Source organism: Dietzia sp. Die43 (assembly GCF_024519835.1).
In the GTDB taxonomy this organism is placed as follows: domain Bacteria; phylum Actinomycetota; class Actinomycetes; order Mycobacteriales; family Mycobacteriaceae; genus Dietzia; species Dietzia kunjamensis.
Window position 1 is genome coordinate 167,880 of the sequence record NZ_JALJRF010000003.1, and the last position, 23,936, is coordinate 191,815.

At 71.3% G+C, this 23,936-nt stretch carries 24 protein-coding genes; 17 read left to right on the forward strand and 7 right to left on the reverse strand.

Features of this window, described 5'->3' with window-relative positions:
* The first annotated feature begins 9 nt into the window (after positions 1-9).
* The 7 genes from NR111_RS03660 (at position 10) to secA (ending at position 9,587) form a co-directional block, all read left to right on the forward strand.
* Positions 10-699: a dTMP kinase gene (locus NR111_RS03660; RefSeq protein ID WP_256819906.1), complete on the forward strand. Its 690-nt coding sequence runs from the start codon at positions 10-12 to the stop codon at positions 697-699.
* Between the two features lie 85 nt (positions 700-784).
* Entirely contained in the window at positions 785-1,465 is a 681-nt protein-coding gene (mtrA, locus tag NR111_RS03665; RefSeq protein WP_069388702.1) for an MtrAB system response regulator MtrA, read from the forward strand.
* Positions 1,462-3,189, forward strand: coding sequence for an MtrAB system histidine kinase MtrB (mtrB, locus tag NR111_RS03670; protein ID WP_154830294.1), 1,728 nt, complete (start codon positions 1,462-1,464; stop codon positions 3,187-3,189). Before mtrA ends, mtrB begins: the two co-directional genes overlap by 4 nt.
* Positions 3,186-4,925, forward strand: coding sequence for an LpqB family beta-propeller domain-containing protein (locus NR111_RS03675; RefSeq protein ID WP_256819908.1), 1,740 nt, complete (start codon positions 3,186-3,188; stop codon positions 4,923-4,925). The genes mtrB and NR111_RS03675 overlap by 4 nt, the downstream gene beginning before the upstream one ends.
* Before the next feature lie 4 nt (positions 4,926-4,929).
* Entirely contained in the window at positions 4,930-5,700 is a 771-nt protein-coding gene (locus NR111_RS03680) for a ComF family protein (protein WP_067712287.1), read from the forward strand.
* A gap of 245 nt (positions 5,701-5,945) precedes the next feature.
* Complete coding sequence (gene hpf / locus NR111_RS03685; RefSeq protein ID WP_120286161.1) at positions 5,946-6,644, forward strand: ribosome hibernation-promoting factor, HPF/YfiA family; 699 nt, start codon at positions 5,946-5,948, stop codon at positions 6,642-6,644.
* Between the two features lie 165 nt (positions 6,645-6,809).
* Positions 6,810-9,587 carry a preprotein translocase subunit SecA gene (secA, locus tag NR111_RS03690; RefSeq protein ID WP_154830292.1) on the forward strand — a complete coding sequence of 926 codons (2,778 nt, stop codon included), beginning with the start codon at positions 6,810-6,812 and terminating at the stop codon, positions 9,585-9,587.
* Positions 9,588-9,617: 30 nt separating this feature from the next.
* On the opposite strand, the gene NR111_RS03695 is transcribed toward secA, so the two are convergent.
* Positions 9,618-10,076, reverse strand: a complete 459-nt coding sequence (locus NR111_RS03695) for a hypothetical protein (RefSeq protein ID WP_256819909.1) — start codon at positions 10,074-10,076, stop codon at positions 9,618-9,620.
* 257 nt (positions 10,077-10,333) lie between these two features.
* Here NR111_RS03695 and NR111_RS03700 point away from each other — a divergent pair, with 257 nt between their 5' ends.
* The 4 genes from NR111_RS03700 to NR111_RS03715 all read left to right on the forward strand — a co-directional run bounded on the left by NR111_RS03700 (position 10,334) and on the right by NR111_RS03715 (position 14,026).
* Positions 10,334-10,744 (forward strand): HAD family hydrolase, encoded by a 411-nt coding sequence (locus tag NR111_RS03700; protein WP_067712297.1) that lies wholly within the window; start codon positions 10,334-10,336, stop codon positions 10,742-10,744.
* Positions 10,745-10,748: 4 nt separating this feature from the next.
* A complete protein-coding gene (locus NR111_RS03705; protein ID WP_256819912.1) occupies positions 10,749-12,146 on the forward strand; it encodes a wax ester/triacylglycerol synthase family O-acyltransferase in 1,398 nt (465 codons plus the stop codon).
* 44 nt (positions 12,147-12,190) lie between these two features.
* Positions 12,191-12,712: a hypothetical protein gene (locus NR111_RS03710; protein ID WP_256819913.1), complete on the forward strand. Its 522-nt coding sequence runs from the start codon at positions 12,191-12,193 to the stop codon at positions 12,710-12,712.
* 195 nt (positions 12,713-12,907) lie between these two features.
* Entirely contained in the window at positions 12,908-14,026 is a 1,119-nt protein-coding gene (locus NR111_RS03715; RefSeq protein ID WP_067712304.1) for a ferredoxin reductase, read from the forward strand.
* An 85-nt stretch (positions 14,027-14,111) separates the two neighbouring features.
* Here the strand turns inward: NR111_RS03715 and rsgA are convergent, their stop codons facing one another.
* Together rsgA and aroA are read right to left on the reverse strand one after the other, a co-directional pair.
* Positions 14,112-15,161, reverse strand: coding sequence for a ribosome small subunit-dependent GTPase A (rsgA, locus tag NR111_RS03720; RefSeq protein WP_256819914.1), 1,050 nt, complete (start codon positions 15,159-15,161; stop codon positions 14,112-14,114).
* A gap of 9 nt (positions 15,162-15,170) precedes the next feature.
* Positions 15,171-16,490 (reverse strand): 3-phosphoshikimate 1-carboxyvinyltransferase, encoded by a 1,320-nt coding sequence (gene aroA, locus NR111_RS03725; RefSeq protein WP_256819985.1) that lies wholly within the window; start codon positions 16,488-16,490, stop codon positions 15,171-15,173.
* Positions 16,491-16,530: 40 nt separating this feature from the next.
* Between aroA and NR111_RS03730 the strand changes: the two genes are divergently transcribed.
* Entirely contained in the window at positions 16,531-17,391 is an 861-nt protein-coding gene (locus tag NR111_RS03730) for an SOS response-associated peptidase (protein WP_206474579.1), read from the forward strand.
* 60 nt (positions 17,392-17,451) lie between these two features.
* Here the strand turns inward: NR111_RS03730 and NR111_RS03735 are convergent, their stop codons facing one another.
* Positions 17,452-17,982, reverse strand: a complete 531-nt coding sequence (locus NR111_RS03735; RefSeq protein ID WP_096905878.1) for an aminoacyl-tRNA deacylase — start codon at positions 17,980-17,982, stop codon at positions 17,452-17,454.
* A gap of 106 nt (positions 17,983-18,088) precedes the next feature.
* Between NR111_RS03735 and NR111_RS03740 the strand changes: the two genes are divergently transcribed.
* On the forward strand, positions 18,089-18,766 hold the full coding sequence (locus tag NR111_RS03740) for a sigma-70 family RNA polymerase sigma factor (protein ID WP_067712319.1): 678 nt from the start codon (positions 18,089-18,091) through the stop codon (positions 18,764-18,766).
* Positions 18,766-19,092, forward strand: coding sequence for a zf-HC2 domain-containing protein (locus NR111_RS03745; RefSeq protein ID WP_067712322.1), 327 nt, complete (start codon positions 18,766-18,768; stop codon positions 19,090-19,092). The genes NR111_RS03740 and NR111_RS03745 overlap by 1 nt, the downstream gene beginning before the upstream one ends.
* Before the next feature lie 79 nt (positions 19,093-19,171).
* On the opposite strand, the gene NR111_RS18800 is transcribed toward NR111_RS03745, so the two are convergent.
* Positions 19,172-19,246, reverse strand: coding sequence for a 50S ribosomal protein bL37 (locus NR111_RS18800; RefSeq protein WP_370452405.1), 75 nt, complete (start codon positions 19,244-19,246; stop codon positions 19,172-19,174).
* 104 nt (positions 19,247-19,350) lie between these two features.
* Here NR111_RS18800 and NR111_RS03750 point away from each other — a divergent pair, with 104 nt between their 5' ends.
* Positions 19,351-19,566 (forward strand): biotin/lipoyl-binding carrier protein, encoded by a 216-nt coding sequence (locus NR111_RS03750; RefSeq protein WP_067712324.1) that lies wholly within the window; start codon positions 19,351-19,353, stop codon positions 19,564-19,566.
* Positions 19,567-19,681: 115 nt separating this feature from the next.
* On the opposite strand, the gene NR111_RS03755 is transcribed toward NR111_RS03750, so the two are convergent.
* Entirely contained in the window at positions 19,682-19,930 is a 249-nt protein-coding gene (locus NR111_RS03755) for a WhiB family transcriptional regulator (RefSeq protein WP_067712327.1), read from the reverse strand.
* Positions 19,931-20,320: 390 nt separating this feature from the next.
* Between NR111_RS03755 and NR111_RS03760 the strand changes: the two genes are divergently transcribed.
* Together NR111_RS03760 and NR111_RS03765 are read left to right on the forward strand one after the other, a co-directional pair.
* Entirely contained in the window at positions 20,321-21,910 is a 1,590-nt protein-coding gene (locus tag NR111_RS03760; protein ID WP_256819915.1) for an IS1182 family transposase, read from the forward strand.
* Positions 21,911-22,168: 258 nt separating this feature from the next.
* Positions 22,169-22,597, forward strand: a complete 429-nt coding sequence (locus tag NR111_RS03765; protein ID WP_096905877.1) for a hypothetical protein — start codon at positions 22,169-22,171, stop codon at positions 22,595-22,597.
* A gap of 39 nt (positions 22,598-22,636) precedes the next feature.
* On the opposite strand, the gene NR111_RS03770 is transcribed toward NR111_RS03765, so the two are convergent.
* Positions 22,637-23,848 (reverse strand): hypothetical protein, encoded by a 1,212-nt coding sequence (locus NR111_RS03770; RefSeq protein ID WP_244294270.1) that lies wholly within the window; start codon positions 23,846-23,848, stop codon positions 22,637-22,639.
* Positions 23,849-23,936: the final 88 nt, after the last annotated feature.

A 23,936-nucleotide genomic window follows, 5' to 3' on the forward strand; every position in this document is an offset into this window, starting at 1 on the left:
ACGCCGGGGATGGTCGCACGGCTGGTGGTCGTCGAGGGTCTCGACGGCGCGGGGAAGAACACGCTGACGACGGCGCTCGTCGCCGAGCTCGCCTCCCGCGGTCTCTCGGTCGGCCGCCTGGCCTTCCCCCGGTACGGCACCCTGCACGCCGACCTGGCCGCCGACGCACTGCACGGTGGCCAGGCCGGCACCGCGGACTCGCCCCACGCGATGGCACTGCTGTTCGCGATGGACCGGCACGCCGCGCTGGGCGAGCTCGCGCAGCTGGGGTCCACCGACGACGTGGTGCTGCTCGACCGGTACGTGGCCTCCAACGCCGCGTACACCGCCGCCCGGCTCGGTCCGGACCGCGAGTCCGAGGTGGTCGAGTGGATCGGCACCCTCGAGTTCGACCGGCTCGGGCTGCCCGTCCCCGACCTGCAGATCCTGCTCGACACCCCGGTGGAGCTGGCGGCACGGCGCGCGGGCTCCCGGGAGGCCGCCGATCCGGCGCGCGTCCGCGACCGCTACGAACGCGACGCGGAGCTGCAGGCGGCGACCGGGCGGGTCTACCGTCGGCTCGCCGCCGCAGGGTGGCGTTCGACCTGGCGCGTGATCGGGGCGGACCCCCACGTGCGGGAGTTGGCCGACCTCGTCGTCGTCCCCCCTCCGGCCGCCGCGCCGCACCCCGGTCCGTCGGGTCGGCCGGGTAAGGTCTGAGAGGGCAGGAACACGACCCGCGGTGCGTGCCCACGGGTGGTGAGCCTGACGACGCCTACACGACACGCCGACACAAGTGGTGACCATGACCCCGAAGATCCTCGTCGTCGACGACGACGCCGCACTGGCAGAGATGCTCACCATCGTCCTGCGGGGCGAGGGGTTCGAGACCGAGATCGTCGGCGACGGAGTCCGGGCCATCGAGACGTTCCGCGCGGTGCAGCCCGACCTGGTTCTGCTGGACCTCATGCTGCCGGGCAAGAGCGGGATCGACGTGTGCCGCGAGATCCGCGCCGAGTCCCGGGTGCCGATCGTCATGCTCACGGCCAAGACCGACACCGTCGACGTGGTGCTCGGCCTGGAGTCCGGCGCGGACGACTACATCATGAAGCCCTTCAAGCCGAAGGAGCTGGTGGCCCGCATCCGGGCCCGCCTGCGTCGCGGCGAGGACGAGCCCAGCGAGGTCCTGCACATCGGCGACGTGACGATCGACGTCCCCGCGCACACGGTCACCCGCGAGGGCACGCCGATCCCGCTCACCCCGCTCGAGTTCGACCTCCTGGTGGAACTGGCCCGCAAGCCCCGCCAGGTGTTCACGCGTGAGGTCCTGCTCGAACACGTGTGGGGCTACCGCCACTCGGCCGACACGCGGCTGGTCAACGTCCACGTCCAGCGCCTGCGGGCGAAGATCGAGAAGGACCCCGAGAACCCGGAGGTCGTCCTCACCGTGCGCGGCGTCGGCTACAAGGCCGGTCCGGTCTCGTGACCACCGCTCGTCCCGACGACGCGGTGGCGTCCACCGGGGACGAGCCCGACACCCGGGACGTGACCGACTCGTCACCGACCTTCCGGGAGCGACTGTCCGAACTCGACCCGGCCGCCATCGGCGGTCGGATCGCGCGGCTGTGGCGGCGGTCGCTGCAGCTGCGGGTCGTCACCTCCACGCTGGCGCTGTCGATGGGCGTGATCCTCACGATCGCGTTCATGTTGCAGAGCCAGATGGCCGCCCAGCTGCTGTCGACCAAACTCGATGCGGCCATCGAGCAGGCCAGCAGGCTCCGCCTCACGGTGCAGGCGCAGATCGCCGCCACCGACGAGGGCACGAGCGAGCAGTCCCGGATCGACCAGGCGCGGAGCGCCATCAGCGACCGCGGGCTCGCCTCCGACGGGGACTCCGTCCACGCCGGCACCTTCGACCCGATCCTCGTGGTGCCGGACCAGACCGGCCGCGGCCAGGTGGTCAGCCCCTCCGGGGCGCAGGTGCCACCGGAGCTGCAGTCCCTGGTCCAGCGGGGCAGGATCGCCTCCCAGTACGTCACCGTCGACTTCCGTGGCGAGCAGGCCAAGGCGCTCATGCTCGGCACGCCGACGGACTCCTCCATTCCCGGACTCGAGCTGTACCTCGTCTACCCGCTCACCGCGGAGGAACAGACCCTCGGGATCATGCGGGGGATCGTCGCCACCGCGGGCCTGGCGATCATCGTCCTGTCCGCGGCGATCGCGTGGATAGTGGCCCGGCAGGTCGTCCTGCCCGTGCGGCAGGCGGCCTCCATCGCCCAGCGCTTCGCCAACGGCCACCTCAAGGAACGGATGGTCATCCGCGGCGAGGACGACGTCGCGCGCCTGGCCATGGCGTTCAACGACATGGCGCAGAGCCTCTCGGACCAGATCACCCAGCTCGAGGAGTTCGGTGACCTGCAGAAGCGGTTCACCTCAGATGTCTCCCACGAGCTACGCACCCCGCTGACCACCGTCCGGATGGCGGCGGACATCATCTCCGACTCCGCCGCCGACCTGGACGCCCCCGCCAAACGCGCGGTGGAGCTGCTCGAATCCGAACTCGACCGGTTCGAGAGCCTGCTCACCGACCTGCTCGAGGTCTCCCGCCACGACGCCGGCATGGCCGAGCTCGCGACGGCCGAGATGGACGTGCGCACCTCCGTCGCGGACTCGGTCGGCACCGTGGCCCACATCGCCGAAGCCGCCGGGGTGGAGGTCGAGGTCGACATGCCCGACGAGCCGGTCATGGCCGAGGTCGACTCGCGGCGCGTCGAGCGGATCCTGCGCAACCTCGTGGCGAACGCGCTCGACCACAGTGAGTCCAAGCCGGTGAAGGTCACCCTGCGGTGTTCGGACGCCGCCCTCGCCGTCTCGGTCCGCGACCACGGGGTGGGGCTCAAACCCGGGGAGGAGACCCGGGTGTTCAACCGCTTCTGGCGCGCCGACCCCTCACGGGTGCGACGTTCCGGCGGCACCGGGCTCGGCCTGGCGATCGCCCTCGAGGACGCCAAGCTCCACGGGGGCCGGCTGGACTGCTGGGGCAGCCCGGGGGAGGGGTCCTGCTTCCGTTTGACCATCCCGCGGCGCCGCGGCGGCACCCTCACCTCCAGCCCGCTGCCCCTCACCCCCGAGGACGAGGCCAGGCTCGTGCGTACCGGCTCGCCGACCCCCCTCGAGCGGGTCCCCGGGGCAGGGGAGAGCCGGCCATGACCCGGCCCCGGTCCCTGCTCGTGTCGGTGGCGCTGGCCTGCGCGACCGGGCTTGCGGCGACCGGGTGCGCCACGCTGCCCTCGTCGTCGTCCCCCCAGGTCATCGACACCTTCTCGCCGGAGGGCAGCGAACTGTCGGTCCCCACACCGGTACCGGACCAGGAACCGGACCTCCTGGTCCGCGACTTCCTCAAGGCCGCGGCGATCGCCGATCAGCGGCACGCCGCCGCCCGTCAGTTCCTCACCCCGGACGCCGCCGAGAACTGGGACGACCTCGCGGAGACCATCATCGTGCTGCGCGCCGACCTCAGCGCCGAGGGCGGCCGGTCGGCCGACCGCGCCGAGTACACGCTGCGTGCGGAGAAGGTCGGCACCCTCGACCCCGGCGGCATCTTCCGCGAGGACGTCGGCCAACTCGAGGTCACCATCGGCCTGACCCGCACCGACGGCCAGTGGCGCATCGACGAACTGCCGCCCGGGGTGGTGATCGAGAAGGCCGAGTTCTTGTCGACCTACGCGCAACGGGACCTGTTCTTCCTCTCCGGATCCGGTGACGCGCTCGTCCCGGACCCGCGCTGGACGGCCGCCGATCGCACCGATCTCGAGTACTCGCTCGTCAATCTGCTCGCCACCGGCCCCCGGCCCGGACTCACCGACGCGGTCCTGTCCCGCGTCCCAGCCTCCGTCTCCGTCCGCCCCGACGAGGACGAGGACGGCGTCGACGCCGCGGGCACCACCATCGACTTCGCCGGATTGCCGGTCCTCAGCAGCCAGGCCACCACCCAGTTCGCCGCGCAGGTCGTGTGGACCCTCGCCCGCGCCGACGTCCCCGGCCCCTACCGCCTCGAGCGGGACGGCGCCCCCCTCGACGAGCGATACGCGACCGGGTGGACCACCGAGGACGTCCGTGACTTCGACCCCTACCCGCCGGCGGAGCCCATGCGATACGCCCTCACCGCCGCGGACGGGTTGGTGCGGCTCGAGGCCGGCGGCGCACGACCGGCCTCGGGGCCCTGGTCGGAGGTGCGCGGCGGCACCAGCGCGGTGATCTCCCACGACGGACGCAACCTCGCCGTGGTGACCGGGGAGGGGGAGATCGGACCGCGCCGTGTCCTGGTGGGGCCGATCGACGGCGCGCCCGCCGAGGCCCTCACCGCCGGGACGGTGGCCGGCCCGACGTTCCACCCGGTGACCGGGCGGGCCTGGGTGCTGGTCGACGACGCGCGACTGCTCCGTATCGGGATGGGCGAGAACGCCCCCGCCGTCCAGGAGATGGACGCCGGGCCGCTGCTCGCCCTCGGGGCGAGGGTGACCGGCCTGCGTATCGACCAGTCCGGAACCCAACTGGCCGTGGTCGTCGACGGCAAGGTGTTCATCGGCGCGTTGTCCGCCGAGACCGGACAACCGCTGCCGGGCACGTTCCGCCAGGTCGGCCGCGCACTCGGGGAGACCGTCACCGCCGTGGCGTGGCGGGACCGGTCCACGATCGTCGTGGGTCGCGACACCACCGAGGCCCCCGTCGCGACCGTCTCCGTGGACGGGGCGATCGCCGAGCCGTTGTCCCAGCGAAACATCTCGGGACCGGTGACCGCGGTCGCGGCGGCCGGGCGCGAGATCTACGTGGTGGACCGGCGGTCCCTGCTGCGACTCGACACCGGTGCCGACACCGGTGACAGGTACTGGCGGGAGATCGCCGGACTGGCCGCCATCCGCGCGGACCCGGTGGTGGCGGGCTGAGCCGGTGACCGCCGGGGACGAGGGTGCGCCGGCCCGGTGGCGCGGCGGGGAGACCTGGACCGCGGCTCTCGCCGACCTGGTCGTACCCGTGGAATGCGCCGGATGCGGCCGCCCCCGTCACCGGTGGTGCCCGGACTGCGCCGCCACACTCGCGGGCGCCCCGCTGGGAGTGCGGACCCGCGCCGACCTGCGGGTGCCGGTCTGGGCGCTGTCCCGGCACGCCGGCCCGGCCGCCCGGGCGGTGTCGGCCTACAAGGACCGCGGGCGGGCTGACCTGGCACGGCCACTCGGAGCGGCCCTGGCCGCGGCCGTCGACGTGCTCCGGGCAGACGGGGAGATCGCGGAGGCGGGCGACCGCCCCACCGTGCTGGTGCCCGCGCCCGCGTCGGCGCGGGCCCGGCGGCGGCGGGGGTTCGACCACGTCCGCGGCGTGGTGGACGTCCTCGCCGCCGAGCTCGCCGGCTCGGTGCCGGGCGGGCCGGTGGTGGTGGCCCCGCTCCTCGAGGTCCGGGGACGGGTGCGGGACGCGGCCGGGCTCGGCGCGCAGGCCCGCGCGGACAATCTCTCGGGGCGGATCCGCCGCCGCCCGGTGGGCACCGGGTTGCGGGCGACCCCGGGGGCGCCGGCGACCGTGCCCGCCCTGTTGGGGACACCGTCGACCGTGCTCCTCGTCGACGACGTGGTCACCACGGGCGCCACTGCCGCGCAGTGCGTCGCGGTCCTGGACGCGGGCGGGCTGCGCGTCACGGGTGTGCTCGCCGTGACCGCCGCCTGACGGCGGACGACTCCCCGCGGGGGAGGGGTCGACGCGACCTTCGCGGTCCGCGGGTCCGCGCCCACGCGAGGGGGTAGGGTGGGTTTTGGACACGTTCACCAGCACGTTCGCCGCCTGGCGGCTCCGGTGGACAGCGTCTGCAGAGTATCCACTCAGCCATGTGGGTGGCCCCTTCGGCCGGGATTCCGGGCGGTTACCGGATCGGCCGCAGCGGTCCGCCGCAGGCCCGATGAGGAGGAGCTTCGATGGCGAAGACCCCCGCAGTCCTGCTTGATCCCGCCACCTTCGACGGTCCGTCGACAGACGACCCCGGTACGCCGGAGGCCCCGGTCACCATCCGTGGCCGCAATGTCGAGGTCCCCGAACACTTCGCGAGCCGCATCAACGCCAAGCTCGCGAAGATCGAGAAGATCTCGCCGGCCATCCAACGGTTCGACGTGATCCTGCTGCACGAGAACAACCCGCGGCTGTCCAAGGTGAGCCAGCGCATCGAGATCACCCTCAAGGGCAAGCCCGGCGTCGCTCGCGCGGAGGCGGCCGAGGACACCTTCTACGCGGCCCTCGAGTCGGCGGTCGCCAAGCTCGAGCGTCAGATGCGCAAGGCCCGCACGCGGCGCAAGATCAGTCACTCCGGCCACCGGCGCCCCCAGTCCGTCGCCGAGGCGACCGCCGAGCTGACGGCCGACGCCGCCCCGGCCGAGATGCTGGACGGGGTCGACGGCGCCGAGTACAACGACGGGGTCGACGAGCAGATGCCGGGACAGATCGTGCGGAAGAAGGAGCACGACGGCACCCCGATGTCGGTCGACGAGGCACTCGAGAAGATGGAGCTGGTGGGCCACGACTTCTATCTCTTCCGGGATACCGAGACCGGACGCGCCACCGTCGTCTACCGCCGGCACGCGTTCGACTACGGGCTCATCACCCTGAGCGACGAGGGCTGACGGCCCCGTCCCGTAACCCCCGAGGGCGGTCCGGTCCCCCCTGACCGGACCGCCCTCGGCGTGTCACGACGGCCCACAGCACCTAGGATGAGGACGGGCCGGCGTGTCGCCACGCAGGTCGCCGTATCCACGACCACTTCCCCGACCACGAGGACGTTCGAGACTGTGTCGATTCTTTCCAAGCTGCTCCGTGCCGGCGAGGGGCGAAAGCTCAAGAAGTACACCGCTCTCGCCGACTACGTGGACACACTCGCCGACGAGACGGAGAAGCTGAGCGACGACGAACTGCGGGCAAAGACCGACGAGTTCAGGCGTCGCGTCGCCGACGGGGAGACGTTGGACGAGCTCCTCCCGGAGGCCTTCGCGGTGGCCCGCGAGGCGGCCCACCGGGTCCTCGGTCAGAAGCCCTACAAGGTGCAGATCATCGGCGCCATCGTGCTGCACACCGGCTCGGTCGCCGAGATGAAGACCGGTGAGGGCAAGACCCTGACCTGTGTGTTGCCGGCCTACCTCAACGCCCTCGCCGGGAACGGCGTGCACGTGGTCACCGTCAACGACTACCTGGCCAAGCGCGACGCGGAATGGATGGGTCGCGTCCACCGCTTCCTGGGCCTGTCGGTGGGAGCGATCCTCGGCGGGATGACCCCGGCGCAGCGCCGCGAGGCCTATCATGCCGACATCACCTACGGGACCAACAACGAGTTCGGCTTCGACTACCTGCGCGACAACATGGCGCACGACACCGCCGACCTGGTCCAGCGCGGCCACAACTACGCGATCGTGGACGAGGTCGACTCGATCCTCATCGACGAGGCACGCACCCCGCTCATCATCTCGGGCCCCGCCGACGGTTCCAGCAAGTGGTACGGCGAGTTCGCGCGCATCGCCCCGCTGCTGGAGGAGGGGACCCACTACGAGGTCGACCGCAAGAAGCGGACCATCGGCGTGACCGAGCAGGGCGTGGAGTTCGTCGAGGACCAGCTCGGGATCGACAACCTCTACGAGGCCGCGAACTCGCCACTGGTGAGCTACCTGAATAACTCCATCAAAGCCAAGGAGCTGTTCACCAAGGACAAGGACTACATCGTCCGCGACGGCGACGTGATCATCGTCGACGAGTTCACCGGCCGCGTCCTCGACGGGCGTCGCTACAACGAGGGCATGCACCAGGCGATCGAGGCCAAGGAGCGGGTCGAGATCAAGGCCGAGAACCAGACGCTGGCCACCATCACCCTGCAGAACTACTTCCGGCTGTACGACAAGCTGGCGGGCATGACGGGCACGGCCGAGACCGAGGCCGCCGAGCTCTACTCGATCTACAAGCTCGAGGTCATGCCCATCCCGACCAACCGGCCGATGGCCCGCGAGGACCAGGCGGACCTCATCTACAAGACGGAGGAGGCGAAGTTCGCCGCCGTCGTGGAGGACATCGCCGAGCGGGTCGAGAAGAAGCAGCCGGTGCTCGTGGGCACCGCCTCGGTCGAGCGCAGTGAGCACCTGTCCAAGCTGCTCACGCGCAAGGGCATCAAGCACCACGTCCTCAACGCCAAGTTCCACGCTTCGGAGGCGCAGATCATCGCGCAGGCCGGACGGCCCGGTGCCGTCACGGTCGCCACGAACATGGCCGGCCGCGGCACCGACATCGTCCTCGGCGGCAACCCGGACATCATCGCCGACCTCAACCTGCGCGAGCGCGGACTCGACCCGGTCACCACCCCTGAGGAGTACGAGCAGGCCTGGGACACCGAGATCGAGCGGATGCGCAAGCTCACCAAGGAGGAGGCCGAGCGGGTCCGCCAGGCCGGCGGCCTGTACGTGCTCGGCACCGAGCGGCACGACTCCCGGCGCATCGACAACCAGCTGCGCGGCCGCTCGGGACGCCAGGGCGACCCGGGGGAGTCACGCTTCTACCTGTCGCTGGGTGACGAGCTCATGAGGCGTTTCAACGGTGCCGCCGTGGAGGCGATCATGAATCGTCTGAGCCTGCCCGACGACGTGCCGATCGAGGCCGGCATGGTCTCGCGGGCCGTGAAGAACGCGCAGACGCAGGTCGAGTCGCAGAACTTCGAGATCCGCAAGGACGTCCTCAAATACGACGAGGTCATGAACCAGCAGCGCACGGTGATCTACCGTGAGCGCAAGCGGATCCTCGAGGGCGAGGACATCACCGACCAGGTCGAGTCGATGATCTACCAGGTCGTCAGCGCCTACGTCGACGGTGCCACCGCCGAGGGGTACGTCGAGGACTGGGACCTGGACAAGCTGTGGGACGCGCTCCACCAGCTCTACCCGGTGACGATCGCGGCGCAGGACATCATCGACGGCGACGAGTACGGGTCGTCCGGCGACCTGTCCGCCAAGAACCTCAAGGACGCCGTCCTCGACGACGTCTTCGCCCGCTACGACGAGCGTGAGGCAGAGATCGAGGGCATCGGCGGCGAGGGTGCCATGCGTCAGCTCGAGCGGTCGGTCATGTTGCAGGTCCTCGACCGTAAGTGGCGCGAGCACCTCTACGAGATGGACTACCTCAAGGAAGGCATCGGCCTCCGCGCGATGGCCCAGCGTGATCCGCTCGTCGAGTACCAGCGCGAGGGCTACGACATGTTCTCGGTGATGATGGACGGCGTCCGCGAGGAGACGGTGGCGTTCCTGTTCAACGTTAAGGTCGAGGCCAACCAGCAGCAGAAGGCGATGGCCGGTCCCTCCGCGTCGCAGGCGGCGGCGCTCGCCGGCGCCAACCCGATCCTCCGGGCCGCCGGCACCGGCAGGGACGTGAGTGCGGATCAGATGCAGTTCTCCGGGCCTTCGGAGAGTGGCGACCCGGAGCTGGTCGACGAGGGTGCCTCCGCGAACCGGGCCGAGCGTCGCTCGCAGGAGCGGCAGCAACGCGCCGAGCGCCGCGAGAGGGCGGCCAAGGCCGCCTCGAGGGGCCGCCGGGACTGACCCGGCACCCCCGTCGGTCCGCGGGGTGTCTCACACCAGCCTGAGGGCCACGCAGCCGGCACCGGTGGGCGTCACCCGAATGCGGGCCGCGACGGCGAACAGTCGCGGCCCGCGGGCGTACGTGGCGCAGACCTCGTAGTCCACCGCCTCCGCGTCCGTACCCTTCCCGGGCTCCGCCCCGCATGATTCCGCCCTGCCTGATTCCGCCCTGCCGGGGTCGGCAGCGTGGATGTGCAGCCGGTGGATCCTGGCCGGGCCGAGGTGCTGCCCGGGCACACCGTCCCGCGCGAGCGTGCGCAGCATCTCCGCCAGATGGGGCGGGAACGCGCCCCGGGTGTGGTGCGGCGCCCGCCTGCGGTCCACGACCTCCAGCGCCATGACGACCAGGGCGTGCGCGGCCCGCCGCGCGGGGACCGGCACGCCGCGTTCCGGAGCGGGCACCGGCCTGGCGGACGGGGTGACGACGCACTCCCGATCCGTCGGACACACGGCGCCCGGCACTCCCGGCGCGGGTTCGGTGGAGGGCAGGGGCCGCACGCGTCCGGTGTCCCGATCGGTTCCGGCCGACGGGGGAGGCCGCACCGTCGTGGGTGGTGAAACGGGCGTCGGTGTCATCTGGGGTCTGCTCCCTCCCGCGCCGGACCCGGGGTGGTCTGGCGTGCTCTACCCCTCATGACGCGCCGGAACGGGCGCCCGGTTCCACCTCGCCTACTGCACCGTGCCCGGGTGTTGCCTAGGCTGTCCCCATGCGTGGACTGATAGTCGACTACTTCGGGGTGCTGGACGGCACGGAGGAGGACCGTGAGAACTGGCGGTCGATCCTGACCGGTGCGAGGGCGAATGACGTCCGTCTCGCCGTGCTGAGCAATGAACCCGAGGGGCCGGGGGCGGACCGTGTCCGCGAGGACGCCCGCGATCTCGGGATCGAGCACGTGGTGCTCAGCGGTGTGACCGGGGTGGAGAAGCCCGAGCCCGAGGCGTTCCTGGAGGCGGCGCGCCGGCTCGAACTCGAGCCGCGGGAGTGCGTGATGGTCGACGACGCCATCGAGAACGTCCTCGGCGCCGTGCGGACCGGCATGATCGGCGTGTTCTACCAGGTGTTTGACCGCGCGGCCGTGGAGATCCGGGGACTCCTCGGGTTGGACGAGGTGGTCTGACACCGTGGCGACCAGGTTGGCCACCGCGGACGCGGATCTGCTCCTCGGTGACGCCACGCGTTCCCGGAGCAGGCACTCGTGCTCGTTGGCGCTGGTCGCCAGGGACGAACCGTGGGACATCGACCGCGTCATGGAGTTCGTCGACGCCCGCCTGGCCGACGCGCCCCGGTACCGTCAACGGATCCGGCACATCCCCTTCTCCCTGGCCAGGGCCGTGTGGGTGGACGACCCGGACTTCGACCTCAGTTTCCACGTCCGGCGGTCGGCGCTCCCCGCTCCCGGCGGGATGCGGCAGCTGGCCGACCTCGTGGCGCGGCTCGTCGACAGGCCACTGGAGGCGGATCGCCCGCTGTGGGAGCTGTACCTCATCGAGGGGCTTCCGGATGGACGGTTGGCGATCCTCACCAAGACGCACCATGCGCTGCTGGGCGGTCCCCACGCCGTGGATCTCGCCCAGGTGCTCGTGACGGACGAGCGGGCCTCCGCGGATGTCGACGAGGTCGCCACGTGGACCCCGGTGCCGGCGCCCGGGGACGGGGTCCTCGTCCTGGACGCGCTCATGACCATCGCGACCGACCCCCTGGAGCTGGTGCGCCGCTCGGCCCGCCTGGCTCACGCGCTGGAGCGGGCCACCCGCGGACTGGTCGGCGCGGCCAGCCTGTCGGTGCTCCGTCCCGCCGGCGGCCTGGCGGAGATGTTCCGCACCACCCGGCCCCGCGGGAGCCGGGTCGGGCTGGCGGCGTTTCCACTGGCGCAGGCGCGGGAGATCGCCCGGGAGCACTCCTGCAAGGTCAATGACGTGGTGCTCGCCGTGCTTTGCGGGGCCCTGCGGTCCTGGATCCTGTCGTGCGGCCACCCCCTGTCCACGTCGGACACGCTCAGGGCGATCGTGCCGATGGCGGTGACCTCGGAGGCCGACGGGTCGGAGAACCAGAGCGACGCCACCTCGGCGGAGATCGCCTCGGCGCTGATCGGCATGCCGGTCGGGGAGCCCAATCCCCGTATGCGTCTGGCGCAGATCGCCCGCGAGACGGCCACCCAGCGTCATCCGCGTGAGGCCGTGGGGGCCAAGTCCCTGGCGCGGCTGTCCGGGTTCGCTCCGCCCACCCTGCACGCGCTGGCCTCCCGGGCGGCGATTATGTTGCCGTCGGAGAGCTACGACCTGGTCGTCACGAACGCGCCCGGTCCCCAGCGCAAGGTGTTCTGGGGCGATGGCGAACTCGTCGAGGTCTACCCCGTCCCGGCCCTGCTCGAGGGGCAGGCGTTGGCCGTGTCGATGAGCAGCTATGCCGGGACCGTGTACTGCGGGTTCACCTCGGATCGCCAGGCCGTCCCGGACGTGGAGGAGATCGGAGAGCTCATCTCGTCCGCGTTGGACGAGCTCACCGGCACCGCCGGTTGAGCGGCACCGCCTGCTGACCATCACCCGCCCGAGGAGAGTCCATCATGCGTTTGTTCGTCCCCGCCACCATGGCGATGCTCGAGACCCTGCTCGAGGAAGGGGAGATGCCCGTGCGGAGCGGCACCGCGTTCGCGGCGACCCCCGCGCTCATCGAGTCCTACGCCGAGGGCGACATGGAGGAGATCGAACACGTGGCGTTCCTCGAGGCCGCGCGGGCGTCGCTCCGGCTGCTCGGCGGTGAACTCGACTCCGGCGCCGCGCACGAGGCCCACCCGTACCGGCGGGTCGTGGTGAGCGCGGACGTCCCAGACGGGCGGGTTCAGCCGCGGCCGGACCTGGACACCGCCGTGGTGCGGCTGGACGGTGCCACGGTGGGGACCGCGGAGATCGCCGCCGTCCACGTTGATCTGGCCGGGGCCGTGGACCTGGTGAAGGACGCGGTCGAGGTGGTGGACCGTGCGGATCTGGGGGACGAGGACGCCGAGCTCACCGTCGGTGACGCCCTCGACGTGGACCTGGCGTGGTACGACGCGGTGGAACTGCCGTTCCTGCTCACGCTGCTCTAGGGGTGCGGGCGCACCCGGGCCGGACACCGCCCGGATGCCGGGACTGCCCCGATCGCCTGCGGACCCGGGTCGACGGCGTGGAGAATCGGCCCGGGGGGATCCCGCCGGACGGGAACCTACGCTACCGTAGGTTCATAGTCCGGAAGCGGCGGTCCGACCCCCGGGCCGCGGGGATCCGTTTTCAAGGAGGCACCAGTGTCCGAGTCGAGAAGTGGGCTCAATCGCGTCCTGCGTGCGGCGGCCGCGCGGGTTCCGGAGCCGCGGGGGGCGCGTACGTTCCTCAACCGCCTCACCCACCCGCTGCGGATGGACGACTACTCCTCGCTCATCTACCCGCTGTGGTCGTCCCGCGAGCTGCGCGGCGAGATCGTCTCCGTGCGCCGTGAGGCCGACGACGCGGTGACCCTCGTGATCAAGCCGGGCTGGGGCGCCACGCCCGAGTACCGTCCCGGTCAGTACCTGGGGATCGGCGTCCTGCTCAACGGCCGGTGGACCTGGCGCTCGTACTCGTTGACGTCGGCGCCCACGACGGGGCGTGGCGAGTACTCGGTGACGGTCAAGGCCCTGCCGGAGGGGCTGCTGAGCAACCACATCGTCGGAACGGTCGAGCCGGGGATGATCGTCCGGCTGCAGGCGCCGGCCGGTGATTTCCACCTGCCCTCGCCCACGCCCGAGAAGCTGATGTTCGTCACCGCCGGCTCGGGCATCACCCCGGTGATGGGCATGCTGCGGTCGCTGGACCGCCGCTCGGCCGACGAGGGGTTCCCCGACGTGGTGCACGTCCACTCGATCCGCGACCGTGATGACGCACTGTTCCACGACGAGCTCCTCGCGCTGGAGCGCACCCAGCCGGGTTACACGCTGCACCTGCGGGTGACCAGCGAGGACGGCCGCATCGACTCCGAGCAGATGTCGGCGCTCGTGCCGGACTGGTCGGAGCGTCCCACCTGGGCGTGCGGGCCCTCGGCGATGCTCGACGAGCTGACCGAGCACTTCGAGGCCACGGGACGGGACGATCTCCACATGGAGCGTTTCACCGTGGACCGCAACGCGGGCGCGTCGGGCGGGACGGTCAAGTACGGCTCGACCGACAAGACGGTGGAGCTCGACGGGGCCACCACGATCCTCGAGGGCGGGGAGAGCGTGGGCGTGCAGATGCCGTTCGGTTGCCGGATGGGTATCTGCCAGACGTGCGTCGTGGGCCTGGAGGAGGGCCACGTCCGCGACCTGCGCAACGGCACCGACCACGGTCCGGGGGAGCGGATCCAGACCTGCGTCTCGGTGGCGCTGGGGGACGTCGAGATCAAGATCTGATCGGCCGGCCGGCGCCCCCGTGAGGCCCGGGCGCCGGCCGGATCACGACCGTCGGCGGGGCCACGCCCCGCCGCAGTCCACCGGATCAGTCCTGGTCGAACCCCAGCGCCCACGGGTCGTTGGACTGCAGCGCCCCCAGTAGTTCACGCACCGCCAGCGCCCGGCGGTGCACGGCCGGGTCGGTGACGGCGTCGAAGGCACACTCGGGGTCCGCGGGCGGGCCCTGGTGGGTGCATCCGCGCGGGCACTCGCGGGCGATCTCGTCGAGGTCGGAGAACGCGGCCACCACGTCGTCGGGGGAGACGTGCGCCAGCCCGAAACTTCGGATGCCGGGGGTGTCCACCACCCAGCCGCCGGTCGCCAGTTCGAGTGCGACGGACTGCGTGGAGGTGTGTCGGCCCTTGCCGACGCCGGAGACCACGCCCGTCGCCCTGTATGCATCGGGGACCAGGCGGTTGACCAACGTCGATTTGCCGACGCCCGAGTGTCCGATCATCGCGGAGATCCGGCCGTCGATCAGGTCGTGGAGGTCGTTCAGCTCGTCGTCGACCCCCACCCGGAGGACCGGCACGTCGAGTTCGGCGAATTCGGCGGCGAACACCGACGGGTCGTCCAGGTCGCCCTTGGTCAGGCACAGGACCGGGTCCAGCCCCCCGGTGTAGGCGGCGACGAGGGCGCGGGCGACGAACCCGGCGCGCGGCGGGGGGTCGGCGACGGCCACGACGATGAGCAGGAGCTCGGCGTTGGCCACCACGACCCGCTCGTAGGGGTCGGAGTCGTCGGCGGTCCGGCGCAGCACCGTCGAGCGTTCCTCGACGCGGACGATCCGGGCGAGGGTGTCGCGCGCGCCGGTGAGGTCGCCGACGACGCCCACGCGGTCACCCACCACCACGGGGGTCCGGCCGAGCTCGCGGGCCCGCATGGCGACGACGCGGGTCCCGGCGGTGTGGTCGGGGCCGTCGTCGAGCAGGACGCAGCCCCAGCGCCCGCGGTCGACGGCGACGATCATCGCGGCGGCGGCGTCGTCATGGCTGGGCCGACGTTTGGTCCTGGGGCGTGAGCCCTTCCCGGGCCGGACCCGGACGTCGGACTCGTCCCACCCCCGTGCGCTGCCCGCACCCCGTCCGCTCGGCATGGCCGCCCGTCAGCCCTGTCCGGCGAGCATGTCGGCCCACATCGCGGTGAAGCCGGGCATGGTCTTGGAGGTGGACTCGACGTCGTCGACCCCGACGCCCGGGGCCACGAGGCCGATGATGGCGCCGGCGGTGGCCATGCGGTGGTCGGCGTAGGCGCACCAGGGCGCGCCGTGCAGCGGGGCCGGGGTGATCTCGAGGCCGTCGTCGAGCTCGGTGACGCCGCAGCCCACGGCGCCGAGTTCCGCGGCGAGCGCGGCGAGGCGGTCGGTCTCGTGTCCGCGCAGGTGCGCGATGCCGGTGAGCCGGGAGGGGCCGTCGGCGAGCGCGCACAGCGCGGCGACGGTGGGGGTGAGCTCGCCGATGGCGGACAGGTCCAGGTCGACGGGGGACAGGCGCTCGGGTCCGACGACGACGAGGGTGCCGTGGCCCGCACCGTCGGCGTCTTCGAGCGTGACCGACGCGCCCATGTCCCGCAGGATGCCACGGATGGCGTCCCCGGGCTGGGTGGTGGCGGCGGGCCAGTGCGGGACGCGGACGGTCCCGCCGGTGACCGCGGCGGCGGCGAGGAACGGGGTGGCGTTGGACAGGTCCGGTTCGACGACCCTGTCGACGGCCGCGATCGCACTCGGCGCGACCCGCCATGAGGACGGGGTCGGCTGGTCGACGGCGACGCCGGACTCGCGGAGCATCTCCAGGGTCATCTCGATGTGCGGCCCGGAGGGGACCGGCGAGGCGCCGACGTGGACCAACTCCGCGCCCTCGTCGAACCGCGCGGCGGAGAGCAGCAGGCCGGAGACGAACTGCGAGGAGGCGGAGGCGTCCATCTCGACGCGGCCGCCCCGCAGAGAGCCGGTGCCGTCGACGGTGAACGGCAGGCTGCCCCCGGTGATGGCGGCGCCCAGTGCGCGCAGGGCGTCGAGCACGGTGGCCTGCGGGCGGACACGGGCCGCGGGGTCGCCGTCGAAGGTGGACCGGCCGGTCGCCAGGGCGGCGACCGACGGGACGAAGCGCATCACCGTGCCGGCCAGTCCACACTCGACGTCGGCGCCCCGCAGCTCACCGGGGGTGATGACGAGGTCGGTGTCACCCGGGCCGAGCGGTCCGGACGGTCCCTCGATGCGTGTCCCCAGCGCCTGCAGCGCGCCGATCATGAGATCGGTGTCCCGACTGCGCAGCGTGCCGACCAGGCGGGAGGGGCCGTCGGCCAGCGCCGCGAGCACCAGAGCACGGTTGGTCAGTGACTTGGACCCGGGGATGGTGACGTCCGCGTCGACGGGGCCGGCGGCGACGGGCGCGTTCCAATGACTCACCTGGTCATTGTCGCCCATCGCGGCGGCATCCGCCGGACCCGGGTGCGAGGATGTCGGCATGTGTGGACGGTTCTCCCTCTCCTCGGACCCGGCGCTGCTCGCGGTGGAGCTGGACGCGGTCGACGAGGCGACGTCCCCGCCTCCCGGCCTGTTCCCCGCCAGCGCGCCCCGGGCCCCGCGGTTCAACATCGCGCCCACCACCACGATCCCGGTTCTGGCACTGGACGTTCCGCGGTCCGAGAGGCTCGTCGAGCCGGCCGGAACGGCGGCGACGGCGGGTCAGGGCGCGACCCCGGGCCCGGGCGCAGCGGCGGGCACGGCGACGCCCCGGCGGGTGCTCCGGGCGATGCGGTGGGGGCTCGTTCCCTCGTGGGCGGGGGACTCACAGCGGCTGCCGAACCTGTTCAACGCCCGGGTGGAGACCGCGTACTCCAAGCCGTCGTTCCGGTCCGCGGTCGCCCGCCGGCACTGCGTGATCCCGATGGACGGCTGGTACGAGTGGGTGCCGGGCGAGCCCGCCACCCCCGGCGGGAAGGCCGGTCCCAAGCAGCCGTACTTCATGAGCCTGCCAGGGGACCGCGGCCTGCTCATGGCCGGATTGTGGGAGGCCCGACGTGACCCGGTGGACGAGACGGTCACCCAACTGTCGTGCACGATCCTCACCACGGAGGCGCTCGGGTCACTGCGCCGGGTGCACGACCGGATGCCGTTGGTGGTCCGCCCCGAGGTACTCGGGGACTGGCTCGATCCCGCTGTCATGCGTGACCCGCGCGCCCTGGTGGACGGCGCGGGCGGTGACCTGGGCGAGTGGGCCGAGTCGGTGGAGATCAGGCCGGTGTCGCGGGCGGTGTCCAATGTCCGCAACGACGGTCCGGAGCTGGTGCGGCCGGTCGACCCCGCCGAGGGGATGCTCTTCTAGGCGGTCGCATCCGGACAGTCCTGTCCAGGCGGCCGTGTCTGGGCGGCCGTGACCGGGCGGTCAGCCGGCCGTGATCGGGGCGGTCACCGCCCGGGTGATCGCCACCAGATCCACGGGGGCGAGCTCGATCTCCCACCCGCGTCTGCCGGCGCTGCACAGGATCGTGGGATGGGCCAGGGCCGAGGCGTCCACCACAGTCGCCAGGGGGCGTCGCTGGCCGACGGGCGACACGCCCCCGACGACGTACCCGGTGCTCTTCTCCGCCACGTCGATCGGCGCCAGGGTGGCTTTGCCGCACCCCAGGGCGGCGGCCGCGGCCTTGAGGTCCAGCGAGGAGGTCACGGGCAGGACCGCCACCGCGAGCGGGACCCGTGACCCCTCGGGAGGTCTGCCGGTGGCCAGGACCAGTGTCTTGAACACCCTGTTCGCGGCCACCCCCAGTCGGTCGCCCATCACGCGGGCCGCCTCGTCGCCGTAGGCCGCGTCACCGGTCACCTCGTAGGTGTGCACGGTGTGGTCGATGTCGGCGTCGCGCAGCGCGACGATCGCCGGGGTCGCCGCGGCGCCGCCTCGTCCCTTCCTGCTGCCCACGGGACGGGAGCCTAGCGGGTGACGGGGTCCGGAATACCGCGACGGCCCACCGCGTTGATTCCCAGCAGGTACCCGGGGTAGGTCCCGGGTCGGAAGGGAGGGTGCGATGCGGACCGCGGTCCTCGACGCCCCGGGCGTGCGGTTAGACTCCGGGACACCGACAGGTGAGGAGTTCCGGTTGCCGACCGAGTTGCAGCCCGACGAGGCCGACCAGCGCGCAGAGAAGTTCGAGGAGCTGGCGATGCCTCTCCTCGACCAGCTCTACGGCGCGGCCTTGCGGATGACCCGGAATCCCGCCGATGCGGAGGACCTGGTGCAGGAGGCCTACGCCAAGGCCTTCGCGGGATTCCACTCGTTCAAGCCGGGGACCAACTTCCGCGCGTGGATGCATCGCATCCTCACCAACGCGTACATCAACCACTACCGCAAGCGTCAGCGCCAGCCCGCGCAGTACCCGACCGATGAGATCACGGACTGGCAGTTGGCCGCCGCGGCCGAGCACACCTCGACGGGCCTCCGCTCGGCGGAGGTCGAGGCGATGGAACTGCTGCCGGACGACGAGATCCGGGCGGCCCTCGCCGAGCTGCCGGAGGAGTTCCGGATGGCGGTGTACTACGCCGACGTCCAGGACCTGCCGTACAAGGAGATCGCGGAGATCATGGACACCCCGCTGGGGACCGTGATGTCGCGTCTACACCGCGGTCGCAAGCAGCTGCGCGAGCTGCTGCGCGACGTGGCCACCGAGCGGGGTTTCGGCCGCGACCGAGAGGAGGGGGCGAAGTGATGAGGGAGCACGACCCACGACTCGACGAGATCGACTGTCGGTCGGCGAAGCGCGACCTGTCCCTGCTGGTGGACCTCGAGTGCGACGACGCCTGCCGCTCTCGACTCGAACATCATCTCGCGGGGTGTCCGGACTGCCGGGAGTTGTTCCTCTCGGAGCGCCGCCTCAAGGCGAAGCTCTCCAGTTCGTGCTGCGAGAAGGCTCCGACCGGGCTGCGGGAACGTCTGATGGTGGAGATCCGACGCACGACGGTGACCACGACGGATGCGGACGGCACCACCGTGGTTCACAGACACACGACCGTCGAGAGACGCGACTTCGGCTGATCCGCGGACGCGGTGACGGACGACGAGGGGGCGGGCACCGGTCAGGTGCCCGCCCCCTCGTCGTCCACGGCGTCCGTACTCAGCTGTTCGGACGCTTACCGTGGTTGGCGTTCTTCTTACGGCGATCCCGCCTCTTGCGGCCACGCTTGCTCATGGTCGCCTCCTTTCGTCGGTGTACAAGTCTTCCATGCGCGGGCCCGTGTGGTTGCATTGGAGGTGTCCGGGGGCCGTTGTCGAGGAAGCAGAGGAATAATCCATATGACTGAACAGGTCCGTGCCGAGATGGTCGCGAACGTCTTGGAGGTCGTCGCGGCGGTCGGCACCGAGGTCGCCGAGGGCGACACGATCGTTCTCCTGGAGTCGATGAAGATGGAGATCCCGGTGCTGTGTGAGGGCTCGGGAACCGTGACGGAGGTCGCGGTGAAGCCCGGCGACGTCATCCAGGCGGGCGATCTCATCGCCGTCATCGACTGACCGATCGGCCGCCACAACGGCGGGAGGCCGGTTCCCACCCTGATCGGGTTGGGAACCGGCCTCTCGTACGCTGGCCGTCCTGGGGTCGGGCGACGGACGCGTCAGACGGTCGGGGTCAGACCGTGGTCCGGGTGCGGGCGCGGCGACGCTTGAGGGCGCGACGCTCGTCCTCGCTCATGCCGCCCCACACGCCGGCGTCCTGGCCGGACTCGAGGGCCCAGGTCAGGCACTCGGCGGTGACGGGGCAGCGGTTGCAGACGATCTTCGCCTCGGCGATCTGCGCGAGGGCGGGGCCGGAATTGCCGACGGGGAAGAACAGCTCGGGATCCTCGTCGCGGCAGATGGCCTTGTGGCGCCAGTCCATGGGAACTCCTTCGTCGTGAGACCGAGGTCGGGTGCGCCGGGCAGCACGAACACGCGCCGTTCAGGCGTTGACCTGTACGATCGACGTGAGAACGTGCGTGTTCGGTGACACCCGACGGGGTGGTGGGGGTTGTACCCGCTCCGCGGGCTCGCTCCTGCTGGAGTGGCTCCCGGTTAAGGCAAGGCAAACACGGTGTGTCTGCGCTGTTACAACTGATCGTCCCACGATTCCCTGACAAGTCAACCCTCTTGAAGCGTGATGTGGTAAACGTCACGCGCTTTGTCAAATCGGAGCGAAACCCCACACCAGAGGCTGTTATCGCCTAGGAGGCTGCTGAACAATCCGGGTGTCCGCACCTCGGGTTGGCGGGGCGCCTGAAATACTGCGTGTATGCAGGGTGAGTCGGATCGGCAACGGGAATTGCTGGATGTGGAGTCGGTGGCGGGGCATCTGCTCGAGCCCGGCAGCGTGTTCGCGTTGCTGGCCGAGCATCGGGATCGCTTGTTCCCGGCGGAGTTGTTCGCCGATCTGTTTCCCTCGGGCCGGGGCCGGCCGTCGATCCCGGGGGAGGTGATCGCCTCGGTCATCGTGCTTCAGGCTCTGTTTGGGCACTCCGACCGGGAGGCCGTGGATGCGTTGACGTTTGACCTGCGGTGGAAGGCCGCGTGCGGGTACGCGGTCGATGCGAAGGGCTTCGACTCGTCGACGTTGACTTACTGGCGGCGCCGGTTGGCGGCCAGCGAGCGTCCGCAGCGGATCTTCGAGGTGGTGCGCCAGGTCATCGCCGAGACCGGGGCGGTCAAGTCCAAGACCCGCCGGGCACTGGACTCGACGGTTCTGGATGATGCGGTGGCCCGTCAGGACACGATCACCCAGTTGATCGCCCAGATCCGTCGGGTGGGCCGCGAGGTCCCCGACGCCAAAGACCTCATCGCCAGCGTGTGCACCCGCCTGGCCCAGGTGACCGGCCACGGATACGAGACGGCGGGCAAACCGCGTATCGCCTGGGATGACCGGGCCGCCCGCGACGAGCTGGTCTCGGCCCTGGTCGCAGACGCTCTGGCACTGCTTGAGGCTCTGGATGTTGAGGCGATCACCGCCGCCGGCGGCAGACCAGCCGAGGCGGTGGCGCTGCTGGCATTGGTCGCCGGCCAGGACGTCGAGCCCGCCGAGGATTCCGATGGCACCGACGGCCGGTGGCGCATCGCCCGCCGCACCGTCCCGGACCGGGTGATCTCTACCGTGGACCCCGATGCCCGGCACGCGCACAAGACCCAGCAGCGTCGCCAGGACGGGTTCAAAGCCCACATCGTGGTCGAACCCGATACCGGGCTGACCACTGCGGCCCGGCTGAGTCGGGCCAGCGGTCCGGACAATTCCGACGCCGCCGTCGGTGCGGACCTGGTGACCACAGATCCCACCACTACAGACGTCGAACACATTGAAGTGCTCGGAGACTCGGCGTACGCCACCGGAGACATGCTGGCCACCCTCGCCGGAAAGCAGTGGCTGCCCCTGGTCAAACCCTGGCCGACCAGGCCCGCTGTGGAGGGCGGGTTTGGTCTGGATGACTTCACCTTCGATGCCTCGGCAAACACGTTGACCTGCCCGGCTGATGTCACGCGGACAGTGTCGCCGCAGGGCCGGGCGAAGTTCGGTGCGGCCTGCCGGCAGTGTCCGCTGCGCCAGCGGTGCACCACCTCACAATCCGGCCGCTCGGTGCTGCTGGGCGAGCACCATGTGCTGCAACGCCAGCACCGCCAGCGCGCACAGGGCGAGGACTTCCGGGCCACCTACCGGCAGCATCGCCCGATGGTGGAACGCTCCATCGCCTGGCTCACCCGAGGCGCCCGACGAGTGCCCTATCGCGGGGTGGATAAGAACAACAGCTGGCTCCACCACCGCGCCGCCGCCCTCAACCTACGACGCCTGCTCGCCATGGGGCTGACCATGGAGAACGGGACCTGGGCCCTGGCCTGACCCAGTAACCAGGGCCTCATGAACCTCCCTGCTGCAGGCCGGTCAGCCACACGAGGACCACAGGCGGGCGCATCGCTCCCAGTCGCCGTACCCAGAGCGCTGACCTGAATCGCCGCTTGACGGCCCACCGAGACCGATCCGCAAGCCGCTCACACCACCGCAACCCCCAATGGCGCCTTGTTCAGCAGCCTCCTAGGTGGAATGCGCTCCACCAGGGGTGTGGGGCCCGGTGGATCCGGTGGCACATAGTCTTGAGAGGTGAACGTGAGACGACAGGACGAGCCCCGTGTTCCGGCCGACCCCCGGATCGCGATCCCCGGCCCGGTCCGCCTCGCCGGCTGGATCGCCTCTGCTCAGGGACTCATCGGCGTGGGCATCGCGGTGGTCCTGTTGGTCCGTGCGATCGGCGGCCACCGCGAGGAGACCGTGGTCATCAGCGGGTACGGGACCGCGGTGTGGTTCGCGATCCTCGGCGGCGGGTTGCTGGCCGCCGGACTGGGGTTGTTGCGCGGTCGGAGGTGGGGCCGCGGTCTGGTGGTGATCGCCGAGCTGCTGCTGCTCTTCGTCGCGTGGTACGTGGGGGTGGGGTCGCACCAGTACCTGGCCGGGATCGCTCTGGCGGTGGTGTGTGCCTCCGCCCTGGTGGCGTTGTTCCGGCGCGACGCCGTCGAGTGGTACGCCGCCTGACCGACCGGTACGCCGCCTGACCGGCCGTCGGCGGCCCGGTCAGGCCAGCAGCTTGTAGGCGTGGATCGAGCCGCCGCGGCGTTCGTAGAGGATGTCGCCGATCTGCGCCAGCCCGGTGACGCCCTCGCCCTCTGCGGAGGTGGCACCCAGGCGGAGCGTCTCGACGCCCGAGTCGTGGTCCAGGAGTCCGAATCCGCCGGCGACGGGCAGCAGCACCCAATCCCGCGCGGTGGTGACGTCGGGGTCGGGTGACCACCCGCCGGTCAGTCCCGGGCCGGTCGTCCCGCCGGCCGTCCAGGTGTGCTGGCCGGTATCGGTCCGGAAGGCGTGGGTGGAGCCGCCGTCGAACCACCGTGCCTGGGTGTCGTCGCCGGAGAGGGTGGTGACGCCCGGCTTCGTGGCGGGCTCGGAGTCCAGCCGCAGGACGGGGGAGTACCGGCGCGGGGAGGTGAACCATTCGACGGCCCAGGCACCGTCGCGGTCGGTCAGTGCCAGGACTCCCTCGTCGGTGACGTCGATGATCCACAGGCCACGGGCGCCGGTGGTCTCCGAGGCGATCTCCTCGGGCTTGCGACTGTCCTCGGGGACGGTCTCGGCGAGCGTGAGCCGTGTGGAGTCGTCGCCGGGGCAGCGTTCGGCGACCGCGAACCGGTCGTCGGTGAGATCGGCCGTTCCGAGGGTGCAGTCGGCGCGTGGTTGCATGTCGGCTTCCTGGGGCGCCTCGACGGCGCCGTACTCGACGGTGCGGACCAGGTCGTCGCGCCAGATCTCGAGCCGCTCGGGGCTGAAGGCGAGCGCGTGCCGCCAGGTCGAGGTCAGTTCCATCGCGTCGGGGAAGGCGCTCTGTCGGGTGCTCGTGTACTGCTGCGTCGTCGGATCGAGGGCGGTGACGTCACTGCACCCGGCGGCCCCGTCGAACGCCGCGGCGAGGATGTCGGCGTAGAACGTGGCCGCGCAGGTACGTCCGGCGTGTGAATACGTCCACCGCTGCTCGCCCGAGCCCGCGTCGCGGCCCACGAGGGTCCCGTCGTCGTCGAGGGTGACGAGGTTGCCCTTGGTGGTCAGTGGGGCGCCTGCGCCCCCCGACGCGTGGGACCACAGGGGCTGGAGTGAGGTGGGGCGTTCGACTGCGGGCCCGTAGACGGGCTGCTCGTCGTCGGCGGCGCGGAAGTGCGACCGGTTCGCGCTTCCCGACAGCAGGACGGCGGCGGCCACCACCGCCATGACGACGACGATGACGGCTGCGGTCACCAGATCGCGCCGTGTCCCCCGTTCGGAGGGCACACCGGGGAACCGTCGGCCCGGGCCGCCGGTGGCGTGACTGTCTGCGCGCACGTGC